The sequence below is a fragment of the Kocuria palustris genome, from assembly GCF_016907795.1.
GTDB classification, from domain to species: Bacteria; Actinomycetota; Actinomycetes; order Actinomycetales; family Micrococcaceae; genus Kocuria; species Kocuria palustris.
This window is the reverse complement of record NZ_JAFBCR010000001.1, coordinates 1,432,188-1,450,157: the sequence shown is the minus strand read 5'-3', so window position 1 is coordinate 1,450,157 and position 17,970 is coordinate 1,432,188. Positions and strand designations below refer to the sequence as shown.

The window sequence follows — 17,970 nt, the reverse complement described above, 5'->3', positions numbered from 1 at the left end:
GCGCTGCTCGCAGCCTCTGACTCCCCTGCACAGCACGATGCACCGCTGTCAGCCCTCCACCGCCTTCCGCGCAGAAGGGACCCCACGGGGCCCCTTGTCATAAGTATCGTTATCATCACACGGTGAGCAACCCCGGGCGCGCGAAGCACTATGCGGACTTCTACGGACAGGCCTCGGAGCGCGCCGAACAGGACGACGCCGCCCCGGGTGATCTGCCCCTCGTGGTCGTGATCGGCAACTGCCAGGCGGAGTCTCTGCGCGTGCTGCTGGATGCCGATCCCGGCCTGCGCTCCGTGCGCGTCCCGCCGGTCTTCGAGTGGGGCACCCGTGATGCGGAGGCGGCCGCCCGGCTCCTGGCCCGGACCGACGCGCTCGTGATGCAGCCGGTGCGCGACGACTACCGCGGCCTGCCCTCCGGCACGCGCCAGCTCGAGGCGCTGCTGCCGTCGTCGTCCCTCCGGCTGCGCATCCCGGTGCTGCGCTATGCCGGGCTCCACCCGTTCCAGGTCATCGTCCGGGACCCGGAGGACAGCTCGTTGGATCCGCCCGGGGTGCCGTACTCGGATCTGCGCACGCTCGCGCAGGCCTCGCGGGCGGGCGCGGGCCTCAGGCCCGACGCCCTGCCGCCGAACGCCCCGCAGCTGGAGGCCGAGGCGCTGGAGGCCCTGCATGCCGAATCCGTGGGGCAGCTGCGAGCACGCGAGCAGGCCCATGGCACGGTCGTCATGTCGGATGCGCTCGAGGCCCGTCCGCACTGGCACACCATCAACCACCCCGACAACGCGACGCTGCGCATCCTGGCCCAGCGGGTGCTGGAGGAGCTGGGCCGGGGGCTGGGCTTCGCCCCGGACCCGGATGGCGTCGCCGATCCCGGGCGCGAGCTGCTGCGCTCGGTGGAGGCCCCCGTGGATCCGACGCACGCGAGGGCGCTCGGGGCTGTCCTGCGGCCCGACGCGCGCACGAGCGGATGGCGGCTGGGCACAGGCCGGGACGTCCGGGAGCTCGATGAGGCCGGGATCGCCCGGGAGCAGCTCGCCTTCTGCCGGGCCAGGCCGCGGCTGATCGAGCGCGCCCTGGCCCGACACGGGCAGCGCATGACCATGCTGGGGCTGCTGCCGTGAGCCGCCGGGCATCGGTGATCAGCCATCTGGTCGTGGGCCCCGAGAGCCACGGGGTGGTCCGGCACGGGCTGGGTCTGTTCCACGCCGCGCGGGAGGCCGGGGTCGGCGGGTTCGACCACCGGCTCGTGCGACGGACCGTCGAGCTGCCCGTCGCGGAGCCGTCCGCTCAGGCGCTGCTGCACGTCAGCTTCACGGACGCCCTGTTCGGCGCCGATGCGGACGGCGCGGTCGAGGCCGTGCTGCGGCTGCGCGGCCGCGGCCTGCTGAGCGTGGGTCCCCACGACGTGCCGCAGCCGGAGGAGGGGGCGCAGAGGTTCGCTCGCCGCCGCACGGCCTTCGCCCGCCTGGTGCGCGGCGCCGATCTGGTGATCGCCCACTCCGAGCACGAGGCTGCGGCCCTGCGCGCGCTGGCCGGCGAGGGGCCCGACGGCGGGACGAGCACCGCCGTGCGCGCAGTGCCGCTGCCCCTCGAGGAGGCTCTGCCCGTCGGGCGCCCCGCGGCCGCCGGCGATGTCGCGGTCGTGGGGGTTCTGGGCTTCGTGCATCCAGGCAAGGGCATCGAGGATGTGATCGACTCCGTGCCGCGGGGGACCCTGGTGCGCGCGATCGGGGCGAGTGCGGCGGGCCACGACGCCGACGTCCAGGTGCTGCGGGAGCGCGCCGCGGCGCGCGGGGTGCGCTTCGAGCTCACGGGCTACGTCCCCGAGCCCGAGCTGGCGGGGCAGCTGGAGGCGGTCGACGTCCCCGTGTGCCCGCACCTGCACGTCTCCGCCTCGGGCTCGCTCAACACGTGGATCGCCCACGGGCGCCGGCCGCTCGTGGTGGACGGCCCGTACATGCGCGAGATCGACGAGCGCTGGCCCGGCGCCGTGCTGCGTCGTCGGCGCGAGGAGCTGGGGACGGCGGTGGGCGAGCTGCTGGCCGAGCCGCGGCGGACCCGGGCCGATCGCCCGCTGCCGCGGTGGGGCTGGGCGCAGGTCGCCGAGGCTTATGCGGATGCGTGGAAGGAGCTGCTGCGATGACGCTCGCGTCCGCTGGGGCCGACAGCGGCGGGATCTCCGTGGTGATCCCGTACTTCGAGGACCAGGAGGGCCTGGACGCTGTGCTCGCGGGGCTGCGCGCGCAGGAGCCGGTGCAGGCGCTGGAGATCGTCGTGGCCGATGACGGCTCCGCGCGCCCGCCCCGGGTCCCCGCCGGGGTGCGCGTGGTGCGCCAGGATGACCGCGGGTTTCGAGCGGCGGCGGCGCGGAACCTGGGGGCCGGGCACTGCCGCGGCGGGATCCTGGTCTTCCTCGATGGCGACACCGTGCCCGAGCCGGGCTACCTCGCCGCCGTCGAGGAGGCCCTGCGCGAGCATCCCCACGCCCTCGTCGTGGGGACCAGGGTCCATGTGGACGACACCGCGCAGCCGCCGCGTGATCTGGGCGAGCCGCAGTGGCTGGCCCGGGCGTGGGCGCAGACCGATCATCTGCGCCGCCACGACGACTCCCACTTCCGGTACGTGATCTCCGCGGTGCTCTCCTGCCGCCGCTCGACCTTCGAGCGCCTCGGCGGGTTCGACGCCGCGATGGTCGGCTACGGCGGGGAGGACTGGGAGCTGGGCTGGCAGGCCGTGCTGGGCGGCTGCGAGCTGCTGCATGCCCCGGCGGCGCGCGCGGTGCACCGCGGGGCCGACTGGGGCGGGCGCTCGGAAGGTGATCCGTCGGCGGCCGTGCTGCAGAAGAACCGCGAGAGCCTGCGCCTGGCCTCGCGGATCACCCACCCGATCGCCCGGCCCTCGGGGATGGTGCATGCCGTGGCGGACATCGTGGTCACCTGGGGCGATGCCGCGCAGAGGGAGGAGCACCTGCGCACGGGCACGGCCGCACTCGCAGTGCGGGATCTGCTGGGATCCGGCGATGTCCACGTGCGGCTCCCGGGCGGGTCCGGGGACATGGCAGAGGAGCTGGAGGAGATGCTGGCGGCCGATCCGCGGGTGCAGCTGGGGAGACCCGCTCCCTCCGTCGGCGGGCCGGGGGGCGCCGCCCGTGTCCGTCCGCGCTTCGAGGTCGAGCTGGTGCGCGCCTGCCGCATCCCGCCGGGCGGTCTGCAGGAGGCCTGCGAGCAGGCGGCGGCCCACGATGCGCCCGCGCTGGTGGTCACGGGCGGCGGCCAGGTGCTGGCGCGGATCGACCCCGTCCGGGTCGCGGCTCGCACCGCCCTCGGGCTGCGCGGCCGGGATCCCGGGGAGGCCGTCTGCGCGGAGGAGCAGATGCTGCGCCTGATCCGCTGCTGGCCGCTGCTCCAGGCTGGCACGCGGCTCGAGGACGTCTTCCGGGATGACGCATGAGCCGGGCCGTTAACTTAGTCAAGCCTGAGAAGTCAATGATGACGCCGGGTGACCTCCCATGTGACGCGGCGGCCCCCGTCGTCGTTCCATGGTCGGCATGACGAGCGAGACCACTTCGCGCCCTGCACGCGCACGCAAGCCCAAGCCCGAGGGGCAGTGGGCGGTCGACGGCCGCGAGCCCCTGAACCACAACGAGGAGTTCAAGGCCGCCGACGACGGCTTCGCCGTGCGCGCCCGGATCGAGCAGAAGTACTCGAAGGAGGGCTTCGCCTCGATCGATCCCGATGATCTGCACGGGCGCTTCCGCTGGTGGGGGCTGTACACCCAGCGCCGCCCCGGGATCGACGGCGGCCGCACCGGCGCGCTGTCGGACGCGGAGATCGAGGACGAGTACTTCATGATGCGCGTGCGCCTGGACGGCGGCGCCATGTCCCGCGCCCAGCTGCGCTGCCTGGCCGGGATCTCGCAGGAGTTCGCCCGCGGCACCTCGGACATCACGGACCGGCAGAACATCCAGTACCACTGGATCCGCGTGGAGGACGTCCCGGAGATCTGGCGGCGCCTGGACGAGGTCGGTCTGGACACCGTCTCGGCCTGCGGCGACGTTCCCCGCGTGATCCTGGGCTCCCCGGTGGCCGGTGCGGCCGCCGACGAGATCCTGGACCCCACGCCCGCGATCGAGGCGCTGAAGGCCGAGGTGCGCACCCTCGAGTTCTCCAATCTGCCGCGCAAGTACAAGACCGCGGTCACCGGGCACCCGTCGCTGGACGTGGCCCACGAGATCAACGACTGCTCGTTCGTGGGCGTCGTGCACCCCGAGCTCGGCCCCGGCTACGACCTGTGGGTCGCCGGCGCGCTGTCGGTGCAGCCGTACCTCGGCCAGCGCCTGGGCGTGTTCGTGCAGGAGGACCAGGTTCGCGACGTCTGGCGCGGGATCACCTCGATCTTCCGCGACTACGGCTACCGCCGCCTGCGCAACCGGGCCCGCATGAAGTTCCTCATGAAGGACTGGGGGCCGCAGAGGATGCGCGAGGTGCTCGAGACCGAGTACCTGGGCTATGCCCTAGCCGACGGCCCCGCCCCGGCCGCGCCCACCGGCCCCTCGGACCACATCGGCGTGCACCGGCAGAAGGACGGCCGGAACTACCTGGGCGCGGCCCCGCGCGTGGGCCGCATGCCGGGGGAGAAGCTCGCCGCGCTGGCCGAGATCATGGAGCGCTTCGGCTCGGACCGGGTGCGCCTGACCCCGCAGCAGAAGATCGTCCTGCTGGACATCGCCGACGACGACGTCGACGCCGCGATCGAGGCCCTCGACGAGATCGACCTCAAGGTCAAGCCGTCGCCGTTCCGCCGCTCGACCATGGCCTGCACGGGCATCGAGTTCTGCAAGCTGGCGATCGTGGAGACCAAGCAGGTCGCCTCGGACACCATCGACGAGCTCGAGCGCCGTCTCGAGGACCTCGAGCTGGACGTGCCGATCTCCCTGCACATCAACGGCTGCCCCAACTCGTGCGCGCGCATCCAGGTCGCCGACATCGGGCTCAAGGGCCAGCTGCTGCCGACCGAGGACGGCGGCTCCAAGCCCGGCTACCAGGTGCACCTGGGCGGCGGGCTGACCAGCTCGGAACACGGCGGCGACGCCAACCTGGGCCGCACCGTGCGCGGGCTCAAGGTGTTCCAGGACGAGCTGCCCGAGTACGTGGAGCGCCTGACCCGCCGCTTCGCGGAACAACGCGAGCCCGGAGAGGGTTTCGCCGCGTGGAGCACCCGCGCCGAGGAGGAGGATCTGCAATGACCGCTGGAACCGCTGAGAAGACGCTGCGCAGCGAGGACGAGCTGCGCGAGCTCGCCGCCTCGGGCGCTCGCGAGCTGGGCGCCGAGCTCGACGCCGACGGCCACGTCCCCGCCGAGGGCGAGGCCGATCACACGGCCGCGATCCGCTGGGTCGCCGAGAACTTCCCGAACGCACGGGTGGCCGTGGCCTGCTCGATGGCGGACCTGGTCCTGCCGGCGCTGGTGGCCGAGCAGATCCCGAACGTGGACGTGCTCTTCCTGGAGACCGGCTACCACTTCCCGGAGACCGAGGGCACCAAGGAGGCCGCCAAGGCCATGCTGGACATCAACGTGATCGACGTGATGCCCAAGCTGACGGTCGCCCAGCAGGACGAGCAGCACGGCAAGGACCTGTTCCGCACGAACCCCACGGCCTGCTGCGCCATGCGCAAGGTGGAGCCGCTGGCCGAGTCCCTGCAGGACTACGAGGTCTGGTTCACCGGCGTGCGCCGCGACGAGTCGCCCACGCGCACCGACGCCCCGCTCGTGTCCTTCGACGAGACCCACAAGCTGGTCAAGGTCAACCCCATGGTCCGCTGGTCGCTGGACGACCTGGTGGAGCACTCGAACAGCGAGGGGCTGCCCGTGAACCCGCTGCTGTCCGAGGGCTACCTCTCGATCGGCTGCGCGCCCTGCACCCGCAAGGTCGCCCCGGGCGAGGACCCCCGCGCCGGGCGCTGGTCCGGCAGCGACAAGATCGAGTGCGGCATCCACCTCTGATGCCCGCGCGGGTCCGCCCGCACCACGAGACCACCGCACCTTCAGGAGAGCGAGACCCCATGACAGAGACCGCCGCGTCTGCCGCCGTGTCCGCCACGGGCGAGCAGTCCGCCCTGGACGCCCTCGAGTCCGAGGCTATCCACATCATCCGCGAGGTCGTCGCCGAGTTCGACCGCCCCGCCATGCTGTTCTCCGGCGGCAAGGACTCCGTGGTCATGCTCCACCTGGCGGCCAAGGCGTTCTGGCCGGCGGCGATACCGTTCCCGGTGCTGCACGTGGACACCGGGCACAACTTCCCGGAGGTCCTCTCCTTCCGCGACCGCACGGTCGAGCGGCTGGGGCTTCGCCTGGTCGTGGCCTCCGTCCAGGACTACATCGACGACGGCCGCCTCACCGAGCGCGCCGACGGCACCCGCAACCCGCTGCAGACCACCCCGCTGCTGGACGCGATCGCCGACAACCGCTTCGACGCCGTGTTCGGCGGCGGGCGCCGCGACGAGGACAAGGCCCGGGCCAAGGAGCGCATCCTGTCCCTGCGCGACGAGTTCGGGCAGTGGGATCCGCGCAACCAGCGCCCCGAGCTGTGGAACCTGTACAACGGGCGCCACACGGCGGGCCAGCACGTGCGCGCCTTCCCGATCTCCAACTGGACCGAGCTGGACATCTGGCGCTACATCGAGCGCGAGCACATCGACCTGCCCCCGATCTACTTCGCCCACGAGCGCGAGGTCTTCGAGCGCGACGGCATGTGGATGTCGGTGACCCCCGTGTCCCAGCCGCGCAAGGGCGAGCAGATCGAGGCGAAGCAGGTCCGCTACCGGACGGTGGGCGACATGTCCTGCACCGGAGCGGTGGTCTCCCAGGCCGCCACCGTGGCCGACGTCGTCGCGGAGGTGGGCGTCTCTACGCTGACCGAGCGAGGCGCCACCCGCGCCGATGACCGCATCTCCGAGGCCGCCATGGAGGATCGCAAGAAGGACGGCTACTTCTGATCCTCCGGGCCGTGAGCCCCGCTGCCTCCGCCCCGTCCACGCCCCAGCGCCGATGCGCGCCGAAGAACCACAGAAGGTGCCCGTGACCGAGACCTCCGCTCCCGCCGTGACCTCCACGATCGATCCCGGCTCGCTGTTCCGCTTCGCGACCGCCGGCTCCGTCGACGACGGCAAGTCCACCCTGGTGGGCCGGCTGCTGCACGACGCCAAGGCGATCCTGGCCGATCAGCTCGAGGCCGTGGCCCGCACCTCCGCCGAGCGCGGCTTCGGCGGCGGCGAGGGCAAGCTGGATCTCGCCCTGCTGACCGACGGGCTGCGCGCCGAGCGCGAGCAGGGCATCACGATCGATGTGGCCTACCGCTACTTCGCGACCGACCGCCGCTCGTTCGTGCTGGCCGACTGCCCCGGGCACGTGCAGTACACGAAGAACACGGTCACCGGCGCCTCGACCGCCGACGCCGTCGTCCTGCTGGTCGACGCCCGCCACGGCGTGCTCGAGCAGACCCGCCGCCACCTGGCCGTGACGGCGCTGCTGCGCGTCCCGCACGTGATCGTGGCCGTCAACAAGATCGACCTGGTGGACTGGTCGCAGGCCCGCTTCGACGAGATCCGCGACGAGATCACCGAGGTCGCTCGCAGCATCGGCTCCGAGGAGCTCCTCCGGGGTCTGAAGGTCGTGCCGGTCTCCGCACTGGAGGGCGACAACGTCGTGGAGCCCTCCGAGCGGCTGTCCTGGTACTCCCGGGGCGGCTACGACGGCCGCCCGCTGCTGCGGATCCTCGAGGAGCTGCCCACGGTCGACGAGTCCGGCCGCGGCGAGGCCCGACCCTTCCGCTTCCCCGTGCAGTACGTCATCCGCCCGCAGGGAGGCGTGGCCCAGGGCGTGGATCCCGAGGCCACCCGCGACTACCGCGGCTACGCCGGGCAGATCGCTTCCGGGACCGTCTCCGTGGGCGATGAGGTCGTCGTGCAGCCGTCTGGGCGCCGGAGCACGGTCGTGGGCATCGACGTGGCCGGCACAGCCTCCGAGCAGGCCGGTCCCTTCCCGGGCGAGCAGCTCACGGAGGCCGCCGCCCCGCGCTCGGTGACGCTTCGCCTGGCCGATGACCTCGACGTGGCCCGCGGCGAGCTCATCGCCGCAGCCGATCCGACCCCGCCGGAGCCGGTCAAGGAGATCGCGGCCCGCCTGGCCTGGCTCGGCGAGACCCCTCTGCGCCCGCGCTCCCGCGTGCTGCTCAAGCACGGCACCGCCACGGTCAAGGCCATGGTGGGCGAGATCGTCGGCGCCCTGGACCTGGAGACCATGCAGCTGGGCCAGGCGCAGTCCCTCGAGCTCAACGACATCGGCTCGGTCGTGCTGCGCACCCCGTCGGCGCTGCCGCTGGACGACTACGCCCAGCTGCGCCGCACCGGTGCCTTCCTGCTGATCGACGAGCAGTCCGGGAACACCCTGGCCGCCGGCCTGGTCGGGGAGGGCTGAGTGGCCGAACGCAGCCGCGGCCGCGACGGCGCCCCAGAACCGCTGGAGACCGTCACGCGCACCCCCGGCGGGTCCGAGGGGCGGCAGCGGCCCAAGCGCCGCTTCACCGGCTGGCCCTTGGTGCTCACAGGCCTGGCCGTGCTGCTCGTGCTGTCCGTGACGGCCACGGCGCTGCGCGCCAACGGGACGCTGGACGCGCTCGAGGACCAGCGGATCCAGACCTCGGATGCCGACGAGCTCACGCTGGGCTACTTCGCCAACCTGACGCACGGCCCGGCGCTGGCCGGTGTCCACGACGGGATCTTCGACGAGGCGCTGGGCAGCACCGAGCTGAGCACCCAGGTCTTCTCGACCGGCCCCACGACCATCGAGGCCATGAACTCCGGCGAGGTCGATGCCGCGTTCATGGGCCCGAACCCCGCGATCAACTCGTACGTGCAGTCCGGCGGCGAGTCGATCACGATCATCGGCGGGGCGACCTCCGGCGGCGCACAGTTCATCGTCTCCGACGACGTCGCCGGCGAGGACGACCTGGCCGGGCGCACGTTCGCGACCCCGGCGCTGGGCGGCACGCAGGACGTGGCGCTGCGCGTGTGGCTCGAGGAGCGCGGCTACGAGGTGGACACCGGCTCCCCGGACTCCGTCTCGATCACGCCCATGCCCTCCGGTCAGGCGCTGCAGACCTTCCGGCAGGGCCAGATCGACGGCTTCTGGGGCCCCCAGCCGTGGGTCACCCTCATGACCGAGGAGGGTGGTCGCGTGCTCGTGGACGAGGGCGATCTGTGGCCCGACGGCGAGTACCCCACGACGGTGCTGGCCGTGCGCACCGACTACCTCAAGGAGCACCCGCAGACCGTGGAGAAGCTGCTCGACGGCCTCGAGGACTCGGTCGAGCACCTCGAGCAGATGCCGCAGGAGGACGAGGCCGTCATGCTCAACGAGGCGATGGTCGACGCCCAGGGCCAGGCGCTGCCCGAGCAGACGCTGATCAGCGCCCTGGAGCAGATGCAGTGGACCGCCGATCCCATGGCCTCGACGTATTCGACCCTGCTCGACAACGGCGTCTCCGCCGGGGTCACGCAGGATGCCTCACTGGACGGCATGGTCGACGTGGAGCCGCTGAACCGCGTGCGCGAGCAGCGAGGCCTGGAGCCCGTGGAGGCCCAGCAGTGAGCGGGCAGTCCGTGATCCGCCTGGACGGGCTGGCCAAGTCCTTCGGAGGGCCTCCCGTGCTCGCGGACCTGGACCTGGAGGTGCGCCGCGGCGAGTTCGTGACCCTGCTCGGGGCCTCGGGCTCCGGCAAGACGACGCTGCTGAACATCATCGCCGGACTCGAGGAGCCCACCGCGGGCAGCGTCACGGCCCCTGCCGAGGGCTGCGCGTTCATGTTCCAGGATGCCTCCCTGTTCCCGTGGCTCACCGCCGGGCAGAACGTGGAGCTGGCCCTCGAGCTGGCAGGCGTGCCCCGTGCTCAGCGCCGCGAGCGGGCCGAGGAGCTGCTCGAGCTCGTGCGCCTGCCGCAGGTCGCGGACAAGCGCCCGCACGAGCTCTCCGGAGGCATGCGCCAGCGCGTTGGCCTGGCCCGCGGCCTCGCCCAGGAGCGCGAGGTCCTGCTGATGGACGAGCCCTTCTCGGCGCTGGACGCCATCACCCGGGACCTGCTCCAGGAGGAGCTGCTGCGGATCTGGGAGGTCACCGGGCGCACCATCGTGTTCATCACCCACAACGTCTCCGAGGCCGTCCACCTGGGCCAGCGCGTGCTGCTGCTGTCGTCGCGGCCCGGGCGGATCGTCGAGCAGTGGGACACGGGGCCCTGGAAGGATCCGGACTCCTACGGCTTCGAGGCCAGCGGCCAGACCTCCGAGGAGACGCTGGCGGAGCTGACCCGCACCATCACCCGCCGCCTCAGGGAGGAGATCGGCCGCCATGCCCGCTGATCGCACCACCGCCTGCGCCCAGACGCCCTGGGCGCAGGGTCGCGGCACGCCGTCGTCGGGCCCGTCGTCCTCGGAGACGTCCGCGTCCAGCCCCGACTCCCCGGACAGCGCCCTGGCGGGGCTGGACGCGCTGCAGTCCGACGGCCGCCGTCGACGCTCCCCGGGGGAGGTCTTCCGGCAGCGCGCCGCCCCCACGCTGGCCGCGCTCGTGGCCGCCGTGCTGATCTGGCAGCTGCTCGTGGCCCTGATCGATCCGCGCCCGGACATCATGCCGGGACCGATCGACGTCGCCCGGCAGATCGGGGCGGCCACCGCCGACGGCACGCTTCCCGGGGCGCTGGGCACGTCGCTGTGGCGAGGCATCAGCGGCTTCCTGATCGCGGTTCTGGTGGCCACGCCTCTCGCCCTGCTGATCGCCTCGTGGCAGGGGCTGCGCAACGCGGTGGGCCCGCTGATCTCCGGCATGCAGGTGCTGCCCTCGGTGGCCTGGGTGCCGGCAGCGATCGTGTGGTTCGGCCTGTCGGATGCCACGGTCTACTTCGTGGTGCTGATGGGCGCGATCCCGTCGATCGTCAACGGCATGCTGGCCGGCGTGGACCAGATCCCGCCGCAGCTGCTCAAGGCCGGGCGGATCATGGGGGCCACGGGCTCCACGCTGGCGCTGAAGGTCGTGCTGCCCGCGGCGATGCCGGGCTATGTGGCTGGGCTCAAGCAGGGCTGGGCGTTCTCGTGGCGCTCCCTGATGGGTGCCGAGCTCATCGCGATCGGCGGCTCGATCGGCTTCGGGCTGGGCTCCCTGCTGGCGCAGGGCCGCACCGTCTCGGACATGGCGGTCGTGCTGACCGCCGTGCTGACCATCCTGGCGGTCGGCATCGTGATCGAGCTGCTGCTGTTCAACCCGCTCGAGAAGCGGCTGCTGCGAGGTCGCGGCCTGCTGCGGTCCTGAGCGGACCAACTCATTGCTTAGGCTGGCCTCAGTGGATCAGCCGCAGAAACGTACGCACGGCCCCCGGCTGGGGCCGAGGAGGAGAGATACATGACGGAGCAGACGCAGACGCAGGGCGCCGGACGGCCGCTGCGCGTGGCGATCATCGGCGCCGGCCCCGCGGGCATCTACACCGCGGACATGCTGGCCAAGTCGGAGGCCGTGAAGTCCGGCGAGGTGGAGGTCTCGATCGACCTCTTCGACCGCTACCCCACCCCCTTCGGCCTGATCCGCTACGGCGTGGCCCCCGATCACCCCCGCATCAAGGGCATCATCACGGCCCTGCGCCAGATCCTGGGCAGCGGCGCGGTGCGCTTCTTCGGCAACGTCGAGTACGGCCGGGACCTCACCCTGGGTGACCTGCAGGACCTCTACGACGCCGTCGTGTTCTCCACCGGCGCCGTCAAGGACGCCCCGCTCGAGGTCGAGGGCGTCGAGCTCGACGGCGTGCACGGAGCGGCGGACTTCGTCGCCTGGTACGACGGCCACCCCGACTACCCGCGCGAGTGGCCCCTGGAGGCGGAGCAGGTCGCGGTCATCGGCAACGGCAACGTGGCCCTGGACGTGGCCCGCGTGCTGGCCAAGCACGCGGATGACATGCTCACCACCGAGATCCCGGGCAACGTGTACCAGGGGCTGAAGGCCAGCCCGGTCACGGACGTCCACGTCTTCGGCCGCCGCGGCCCGGCCCAGATGAAGTTCACCCCGCTCGAGCTGCGCGAGCTCGGCAAGGTCCCGGACGTCGACGTCATCGTCCACGACGAGGACTACTCCCCGGAGGATGTGGCCGACGAGGCAGCCGGTGACTCCAACCAGGCCAAGGTCATGCTCAAGACCCTGCGCAAGTGGGTCGAGGACGAGACCCCCAAGACGGCCTCGCGCCGTCTGCACCTGCACTTCTTCCAGCGCCCGGAGCAGATCCTGGGCGAGGACGGCAAGGTCGTGGCGCTGCGCACCGAGCGCACCCGCCTCAACGAGGACGGCTCCGTGTCCCCGATCGGCGAGTACGTCGACCACCCCATGGGCGCCGTCTACTACGCGATCGGCTACCTGGGCTCGCCGCTGCCGGAGATCCCGTTCGACCTCCACCACGGCGTGATCCTGAACCAGGAGGGGCGCGTGGTCGATCCCGAGGGCTCGGTGCTCAACGGCGTCTACGCCTCCGGCTGGATCAAGCGCGGACCCGTGGGTCTGATCGGCGCCACCAAGTCGGATGCCCTCGAGACCATCACGCACCTGCTCGAGGACCGCGGCCAGCTCTCGGCCGTGCGCCCCGAGCCCGAGGCGGTCGTGGAGACCCTCGAGTCCAAGGGCGTCGAGTACACCACCTGGGACGGCTGGCTGCAGCTCGACGAGCACGAGCAGGCGCTCGGCGCCTCCTCCCACGACGCCGAGGGCAACCCCCGCGAGCGCGTGAAGGTCGTGGACCGCGAGGAGATGGTCCGGGTCTCCCGACAGGGCTGAGCCCCGTCTGCCGGTCCTGCCCCGCTCGCGGGGCGGGGCCGGCAGCTGCTCTCAGAGGCCCAGCAGGCCGCGGGCGGTGTCGTTGAGCAGGAGGCCCCGGGGGTCCGCCTGCTCGCGCACGGCCAGGAAGTCGTCCCAGTGCGCGTACATGGGACGCAGCTGCTCGGCCTGCAGTCCATGCCGACCGCCCCAGTGGGGGCGTCCGTCGTGGGCCAGGAAGACCTCCTCGAGGGCCTCGAAGGTCTCCGGGCGCCAGCGCCGCCAGAACTGCCGCACCGTGATCCACCCGGTGTAGCGCGCGTGCGCCGGAGACAGCCAGGTCTCCTCCGGCGCCGAGCATCGCACGCTCAGCGGGAGGCCCAGATCGGCCTGCTCGCGCTCGAGCACCTTCTGCACCTCGCGGAAGGTCTCCGGGAGATGCTCGAGGGGCACGGCCCACTCGGTCTGCAGGAACTTCACGGGCCTCGAGGAGGCGAAGACCTTGTAGGACAGATCCGTGTAGCGCCGCGAGCTCAGCGACAGCGAGTCCAGCCGGCGCAGCCCGGGGATCGCTCGCGGGGCGGCCCCGGCCAGGCGGTTCAGGGCCGCCGGCAGGGCGCGGCGCAGGACGGCGTCGTCGCTGCGGCGCACGCCCTGGGCCATCCGGGAGCCGGGGGCGGACCATTCGGAGGGCAGCCGGTGCAGGCGGCTCATGATGTGGGTGTGGGCGGAGTCGCTGCCCGGGTTCCAGTACAGCTCGAAGTGATCGGCCGAGGCCATGCGTTCGCCCAGGCCCGCGATCAGCGGCTCGAGCGACTCGTTGAACTCGGCGGAGTGCAGGCGGAAGGAGTCCTCGCACTGCACCGTGACGGCGGCGATCACACCGACGACGCCCAGCCCGGCCCGGGTCGCCTGGAAGAGCTCCGGGCGCTGGGTGAGGGAGCACTCGACGATCTCGCCGGAGGCCAGCACCAGGGTCAGCGCCACGACCTGCCCCGACAGCGACTGGAAGCCGGCGCCGGTGCCGTGCGTGGCGGTGGAGATCGCCCCGGCAATGGACTGGTGCAGGGTGTCGGGCAGGTTGGAGAAGGCCAGTCCGCAGGCATCGAGCTCCCGCGCGGCCTGGATCAGCGGGGTGCCGCCCAGCAGCGTGGCTCGACGCCCCTGCCGGTCGACCTCCTGCAGCCCCACAAGCTCGGAGGTGTCCAGGCGCAGCTCCTGCGGCTGAGCCAGCAGGTTGAAGCTGTGGCCCGCGCCCGTGACCCGGGTGCTCAGCCCCGCCGCCGCGGCCGCCGCCATGGCCTCGGAGAGCTGCTCGACGGTCTGGGGGCGCAGCGTGCGGACGCCCTCCGCCGTCCCGGAGCGGTCCCAGGTGCTCCAGGTCGCGGGCCCCGTCTCCGAGGGCAGTCCATCCTCTGCGGTCATCGCTGTCTCCTGCTGACGAGTGGTGTGCGGTGGTCTCCTGCGGACATTCTGCCCCGCGCTCCTGCAAGCACGCGGTACGGCTGCCTCATCCCCAGCCGAGTCGGTGCAGCCGCTGCTCCTCGATCCCGAAGTGGTGGGCGATCTCGTGCACGACGGTCACGGTGATCTCGTGGACCAGCTCATCCCGATCGCGGCACATGCGCAGCAGCGGTTCGCGGAAGATGCGGATGTGATCGGGCAGCGAGCCCATCCACGACGAGTCCCTCTCGGTGAGTGGCACGCCCTCGTAGAGCCCCAGCAGCTCCGGCATCCCCTCCGGAGGCCGTGCTTCGATCAGCACGACGACGTTGTCGAGCATCGCGAAGATGTCCTCGGGGATGCCGTCGAGGGCATCATCGACCAGGGATTCGAACTCGGCCTCGCTGACGTCCATCACCGCTGCATTCTCGCGCAAGGGCCTGACAACGGCTGTTGATCGCCGTCGTCGGGGCGCCGTCGAGGCATCGTCGGGGCCCTCGGGGGAGGGGGCGGACCTGATAGGCTCCGGTTCCATCCGCGCGCCTTGCGCGCGGTGCGCCCTCATCGTCTAGAGGCCTAGGACACCGCCCTTTCACGGCGGCGACACGGGTTCGAATCCCGTTGGGGGTACCAGCGCAGGCGAGCGCCCGGTCGGCATCAGCCGGCCGGGCGCTTCGTCGTCTCCGGGGGCATTCAGCGCCCGACGGATGAGCTCCGGGGGCTGCGGATCCCGATTTGCGCGCAGGGGCTGTCATGGTGCTAATATCTTGCCTCGTTGGAAAACGGCAGGGAGGTCCCGCGGGACCGCCTGTAAGCACTCCACAAGGCCCTGTAGCGCAGTTGGTTAGCGCGCCGCCCTGTCACGGCGGAGGTCGCGGGTTCAAGTCCCGTCAGGGTCGCACGGACGGCGTCAGCTCAGCTGAGGCCGTCTTGGCATCTGAGACACCGGATGCCTGGCTCTGTAGCTCAGTTGGTAGAGCGTACGACTGAAAATCGTAAGGTCACCGGATCGACGCCGGTCGGAGCCACAGCCCAGAAGGCCCCCGCACACCAGCGCGGGGGCCTTCTGCATGCCCACCCGCTTGTCGAGCGTCAGCCCCTCCGCTGTCCGAGCGGCCGATTCCCCACCCCACCAGCGTCCAGTGGCCGATCCGGCACCGCTGCGGGCTTCGCAGCGGTGCCGGATCGGCCAGTCGACGGCTGGACAGCCCGCAATCGGCCGGTCGAGGGCGACGGAGCGGCCGCTACCGTGGGCGTCATGACCGCAGAGCCGAACCAGCACCAGAGCCCCGACGCCGGTGGACAGCCGCTGCAGCGCATCCTCATGTGGGAGGGCTACGAGACCCTGATCCGGGATGGCAGCAAGCGCCAGACCGTGCGGTACCAGGACCCCTTCGTCCCGGGTCCGGCCGAGATCGTGTTCGAGAAGGATTCCGGTGAGGACGTCGTGATCGGCGCCGAGGTGACTGGCGTGCGCACCGTGCGCCGCGACGAGCTCAGCGAGCAGGACGCCGTGCGCGACGGCTTCGAGTCCCCCGCCCAGCTGCAGGCCGCTCTCGACCGGCACTACCCGGACATGCCCGGTGGCAGCGCCGTTGACATCGTGGCCTTCGAGCTCGCCCGCCCGTGATGGCTCGCGCGGCCGCTACTGTGTGGGCGTGAGCCGAGCATCCGCACCGCGTCGTCTGCTGCCCGCTGCCGCCCTGCTGGCGGTCGTCGCGGTGCTGTCGGGCTGCGCCGCCGACGGCGGGACGCCCCTCGGGGGAGCGCAGACCTCGCCGCAGGCCCAGGCGAGCACGGACGGCGGCTCCGACTCGCGCCAGCAGGCCGCACCGCACCCGGCGGCACCCGAGCAGTGCGCCGTGGTGTCCGAGCTGTACCTCTCCCTCACCCTGCTGCCGCTGGCCGAGGAGGACGGCGCCCCGTCGCTGGATCCGGCGGCGACGGCCGAGGACGTGCGCGATGCCGCCGAGGACGCGCCGGCTGCCGTGCAGGACGACTTCCGCGCTGCCGCCGGGCTGCTCGAGGGCTACGGAGCGGGTCTGGAGCCGCAGGAGCTCGACGAGCTGCGAACGGACCTGGACCCCGTCGATCTCTGGATCAGGCGGCACTGCTCGAGCTGAGCGGCGGACGTCGTGACCGGTCTGTGACCCGGCGCTGGGGATCATCAGCGGGCTCACCTACAGTGGAACGTCGGCGCATGAGCGCCCACCCGGAAGAACCGCGGCCCCCAGGACGACAAGAGGCTGGGGGCCGTTTCGCGCCCTGCCGCAGCCGCGGCGGCGCCTCCGGGACGGACAACAGACGATGAGGAGCCTGTCCACAGTGTCTCTGAAGAGATCCTGCAAGATCGCCCTGGCCTTCGTGGGCCTGCTCGTGGGAGCGGGATTCGCCACGGGCCAGGAGGTCATCCAGTACTTCCTCTCCTTCGGGGCCATCGGCCTCGTCGGGGCCGTGGTCGCAGGCGTGGTGTTCGCGCTGGCCGGCGCCGTGATCATCCAGCTGGGCAGCTTCTACCTGGCTGAGGAGCACAACCGCGTGTTCCGCAGCGTGGCCAACCCCGTGATCTCGCGGTTCCTGGACATCGCCGTGACCCTGACCCTTTTCGCGGTCGGGTTCGTCATGCTGGCCGGAGCCGGCTCCACGCTCGAGCAGCAGTGGGGCTTCCCCGCTTGGGCAGGCGCTGCGGTGATGACGGTGATCGTTATGCTGGTGGGCCTGCTGGACGTCGAGAAGGTCTCCGACGTCATCTCGATGCTCACCCCTCTGATCATCCTGGCCGTGATCGTCGCGTTCATCTACACGATGGCGAACCTGCCGCAGGACTTCTCGCAGCTCAGCTCGGTCGCCCAGGAGCAGGCCTCCCCTGTCCAGCCGTGGCTGCTCTCGGCCCTGAACTACAACGGCCTGGCACTGCTGCTGGGCGTGTCCATGTGCCTGGTGATCGGCGGCAACAATGCCGAGCCGCGCGAGGCCGGTCTCGGCGGCCTGATAGGGGGCATCCTCTACACGGTGCTGCTGCTGATGGCAGCGGTCGCCCTGTACTTCAACATGGCAGAGGTCGGCGACTCCGCGGTGCCCATGCTGCAGCTGTTCGAGGCCATGCACCCGGTGCTGGCCACGATCATGGTGTTCATCATCTTCGCGATGATCTTCAACACCGCGATCGGCATGTTCTACGCACTGGGGCGCCGGCTGACGGCCTCGCACCGGGACAAGTACCGCCCGGTCTTCCTGCTCGCCTGCCTGCTCGGCTACGGCGTGAGCTTCGCCGGCTTCGACACCCTCATGGAGTACGTCTACCCGGTGATCGGCTACACGGGCATGGTCATGATCGTGGTCATGGTCTTCGGCTGGGCGCGCTACCGCACGCAGATCGCAGAGGAGACCACGCGCCGCGGCCGTCTGCGCGCCCTGCTGCGCCTGCGCCGCGACCCGGGCAAGGACTACGCCCCCGGTCACGAGAAGCGCTACGAGGAGGCCGTGCGGCAGTCGCCGGCCGATGACGACCGCCTGACCCAGGTGCTCGAATCGCGCACGGAGCAGGACCTCGAGCTCTCGGACGACGAGGGCTCCGCGGAGCACGACGGCGACCGCGCGCCGGCCTGAGCCTCTGTGCAGCCGCCTCGCTGCGCGTCCGTCGGGCGTCGTGCGATGTGAGGCGCACCACGCAGGGCGCATAGGATC

General features: G+C 71.7%; 16 protein-coding genes and 3 tRNA genes. 17 read left to right on the top strand and 2 right to left on the bottom strand.

Features of this window, described 5'->3' with window-relative positions; all coding sequences use genetic code 11:
- Positions 1 to 122: 122 nt before the first annotated feature.
- The 11 genes from JOE55_RS06375 (at position 123) to JOE55_RS06325 (ending at position 12,861) form a co-directional block, all read left to right on the top strand.
- Complete coding sequence (locus JOE55_RS06375; RefSeq protein WP_204782356.1) at positions 123 to 1,121, top strand: WcbI family polysaccharide biosynthesis putative acetyltransferase; 999 nt, start codon at positions 123 to 125, stop codon at positions 1,119 to 1,121.
- Positions 1,118 to 2,143 (top strand): glycosyltransferase family protein, encoded by a 1,026-nt coding sequence (locus tag JOE55_RS06370; protein WP_204782355.1) that lies wholly within the window; start codon positions 1,118 to 1,120, stop codon positions 2,141 to 2,143. Before JOE55_RS06375 ends, JOE55_RS06370 begins: the two co-directional genes overlap by 4 nt.
- On the top strand, positions 2,140 to 3,450 hold the full coding sequence (locus JOE55_RS06365) for a glycosyltransferase family 2 protein (RefSeq protein WP_204782354.1): 1,311 nt from the start codon (positions 2,140 to 2,142) through the stop codon (positions 3,448 to 3,450). The genes JOE55_RS06370 and JOE55_RS06365 overlap by 4 nt, the downstream gene beginning before the upstream one ends.
- An 88-nt stretch (positions 3,451 to 3,538) precedes the next feature.
- Positions 3,539 to 5,245: a nitrite/sulfite reductase gene (locus JOE55_RS06360; RefSeq protein ID WP_006214115.1), complete on the top strand. Its 1,707-nt coding sequence runs from the start codon at positions 3,539 to 3,541 to the stop codon at positions 5,243 to 5,245.
- Positions 5,242 to 6,003: a phosphoadenylyl-sulfate reductase gene (locus tag JOE55_RS06355; RefSeq protein WP_204782353.1), complete on the top strand. Its 762-nt coding sequence runs from the start codon at positions 5,242 to 5,244 to the stop codon at positions 6,001 to 6,003. Before JOE55_RS06360 ends, JOE55_RS06355 begins: the two co-directional genes overlap by 4 nt.
- A gap of 59 nt (positions 6,004 to 6,062) precedes the next feature.
- A complete protein-coding gene (gene cysD / locus JOE55_RS06350; protein ID WP_204782352.1) occupies positions 6,063 to 6,995 on the top strand; it encodes a sulfate adenylyltransferase subunit CysD in 933 nt (310 codons plus the stop codon).
- Positions 6,996 to 7,047: 52 nt separating this feature from the next.
- Entirely contained in the window at positions 7,048 to 8,475 is a 1,428-nt protein-coding gene (locus JOE55_RS06345) for a sulfate adenylyltransferase subunit 1 (RefSeq protein WP_239546465.1), read from the top strand.
- Positions 8,476 to 9,648, top strand: coding sequence for an ABC transporter substrate-binding protein (locus JOE55_RS06340; RefSeq protein WP_204782350.1), 1,173 nt, complete (start codon positions 8,476 to 8,478; stop codon positions 9,646 to 9,648).
- The gene (locus tag JOE55_RS06335; RefSeq protein ID WP_029643547.1) at positions 9,645 to 10,412 is read left to right on the top strand and encodes an ABC transporter ATP-binding protein; all 768 of its coding nucleotides are present in this window, start codon (positions 9,645 to 9,647) and stop codon (positions 10,410 to 10,412) included. The genes JOE55_RS06340 and JOE55_RS06335 overlap by 4 nt, the downstream gene beginning before the upstream one ends.
- The gene (locus JOE55_RS06330; RefSeq protein ID WP_204782349.1) at positions 10,402 to 11,358 is read left to right on the top strand and encodes an ABC transporter permease; all 957 of its coding nucleotides are present in this window, start codon (positions 10,402 to 10,404) and stop codon (positions 11,356 to 11,358) included. Before JOE55_RS06335 ends, JOE55_RS06330 begins: the two co-directional genes overlap by 11 nt.
- 90 nt (positions 11,359 to 11,448) lie before the next feature.
- Positions 11,449 to 12,861, top strand: coding sequence for an FAD-dependent oxidoreductase (locus tag JOE55_RS06325; RefSeq protein WP_204782348.1), 1,413 nt, complete (start codon positions 11,449 to 11,451; stop codon positions 12,859 to 12,861).
- A 51-nt stretch (positions 12,862 to 12,912) separates the two neighbouring features.
- Here the strand turns inward: JOE55_RS06325 and JOE55_RS06320 are convergent, their stop codons facing one another.
- Both JOE55_RS06320 and JOE55_RS06315 read right to left on the bottom strand, forming a co-directional pair.
- Entirely contained in the window at positions 12,913 to 14,265 is a 1,353-nt protein-coding gene (locus JOE55_RS06320; RefSeq protein ID WP_204782347.1) for a D-arabinono-1,4-lactone oxidase, read from the bottom strand.
- Positions 14,266 to 14,350: 85 nt separating this feature from the next.
- Entirely contained in the window at positions 14,351 to 14,698 is a 348-nt protein-coding gene (locus tag JOE55_RS06315) for a metallopeptidase family protein (RefSeq protein ID WP_006214124.1), read from the bottom strand.
- Positions 14,699 to 14,840: 142 nt separating this feature from the next.
- Here JOE55_RS06315 and JOE55_RS06310 point away from each other — a divergent pair.
- From JOE55_RS06310 to JOE55_RS06285, 6 genes are all read left to right on the top strand, one after another.
- A tRNA-Glu gene (locus JOE55_RS06310) sits at positions 14,841 to 14,916 on the top strand.
- A gap of 192 nt (positions 14,917 to 15,108) precedes the next feature.
- Positions 15,109 to 15,182, top strand: a tRNA-Asp gene (locus tag JOE55_RS06305).
- A 56-nt stretch (positions 15,183 to 15,238) separates the two neighbouring features.
- Positions 15,239 to 15,311, top strand: a tRNA-Phe gene (locus JOE55_RS06300).
- Positions 15,312 to 15,541: 230 nt separating this feature from the next.
- Positions 15,542 to 15,913: an ASCH domain-containing protein gene (locus JOE55_RS06295; RefSeq protein WP_144421679.1), complete on the top strand. Its 372-nt coding sequence runs from the start codon at positions 15,542 to 15,544 to the stop codon at positions 15,911 to 15,913.
- Between the two features lie 28 nt (positions 15,914 to 15,941).
- Positions 15,942 to 16,406, top strand: a complete 465-nt coding sequence (locus JOE55_RS06290; RefSeq protein WP_144421678.1) for a hypothetical protein — start codon at positions 15,942 to 15,944, stop codon at positions 16,404 to 16,406.
- Positions 16,407 to 16,608: 202 nt separating this feature from the next.
- Positions 16,609 to 17,892 carry a YkvI family membrane protein gene (locus JOE55_RS06285; RefSeq protein ID WP_204782346.1) on the top strand — a complete coding sequence of 428 codons (1,284 nt, stop codon included), beginning with the start codon at positions 16,609 to 16,611 and terminating at the stop codon, positions 17,890 to 17,892.
- Positions 17,893 to 17,970: the final 78 nt, after the last annotated feature.

What these genes read in the sequence shown, in the direction of transcription:
- JOE55_RS06365 (WP_204782354.1), top strand. Translation starts at nt 2,140, where the DNA reads ATGACGCTCGCGTCCGCTGGGGCCGACAGCGGCGGGATCTCCGTGGTG.
- JOE55_RS06360 (WP_006214115.1), top strand. Translation starts at nt 3,539, where the DNA reads ATGGTCGGCATGACGAGCGAGACCACTTCGCGCCCTGCACGCGCACGC.
- JOE55_RS06355 (WP_204782353.1), top strand. Translation starts at nt 5,242, where the DNA reads ATGACCGCTGGAACCGCTGAGAAGACGCTGCGCAGCGAGGACGAGCTG.
- cysD (WP_204782352.1), top strand. Translation starts at nt 6,063, where the DNA reads ATGACAGAGACCGCCGCGTCTGCCGCCGTGTCCGCCACGGGCGAGCAG.
- JOE55_RS06345 (WP_239546465.1), top strand. Translation starts at nt 7,048, where the DNA reads ATGCGCGCCGAAGAACCACAGAAGGTGCCCGTGACCGAGACCTCCGCT.
- JOE55_RS06330 (WP_204782349.1), top strand. Translation starts at nt 10,402, where the DNA reads ATGCCCGCTGATCGCACCACCGCCTGCGCCCAGACGCCCTGGGCGCAG.
- JOE55_RS06325 (WP_204782348.1), top strand. Translation starts at nt 11,449, where the DNA reads ATGACGGAGCAGACGCAGACGCAGGGCGCCGGACGGCCGCTGCGCGTG.
- JOE55_RS06320 (WP_204782347.1), bottom strand. Translation starts at nt 14,265, where the DNA reads ATGACCGCAGAGGATGGACTGCCCTCGGAGACGGGGCCCGCGACCTGG.
- JOE55_RS06315 (WP_006214124.1), bottom strand. Translation starts at nt 14,698, where the DNA reads ATGGACGTCAGCGAGGCCGAGTTCGAATCCCTGGTCGATGATGCCCTC.
- JOE55_RS06295 (WP_144421679.1), top strand. Translation starts at nt 15,542, where the DNA reads ATGACCGCAGAGCCGAACCAGCACCAGAGCCCCGACGCCGGTGGACAG.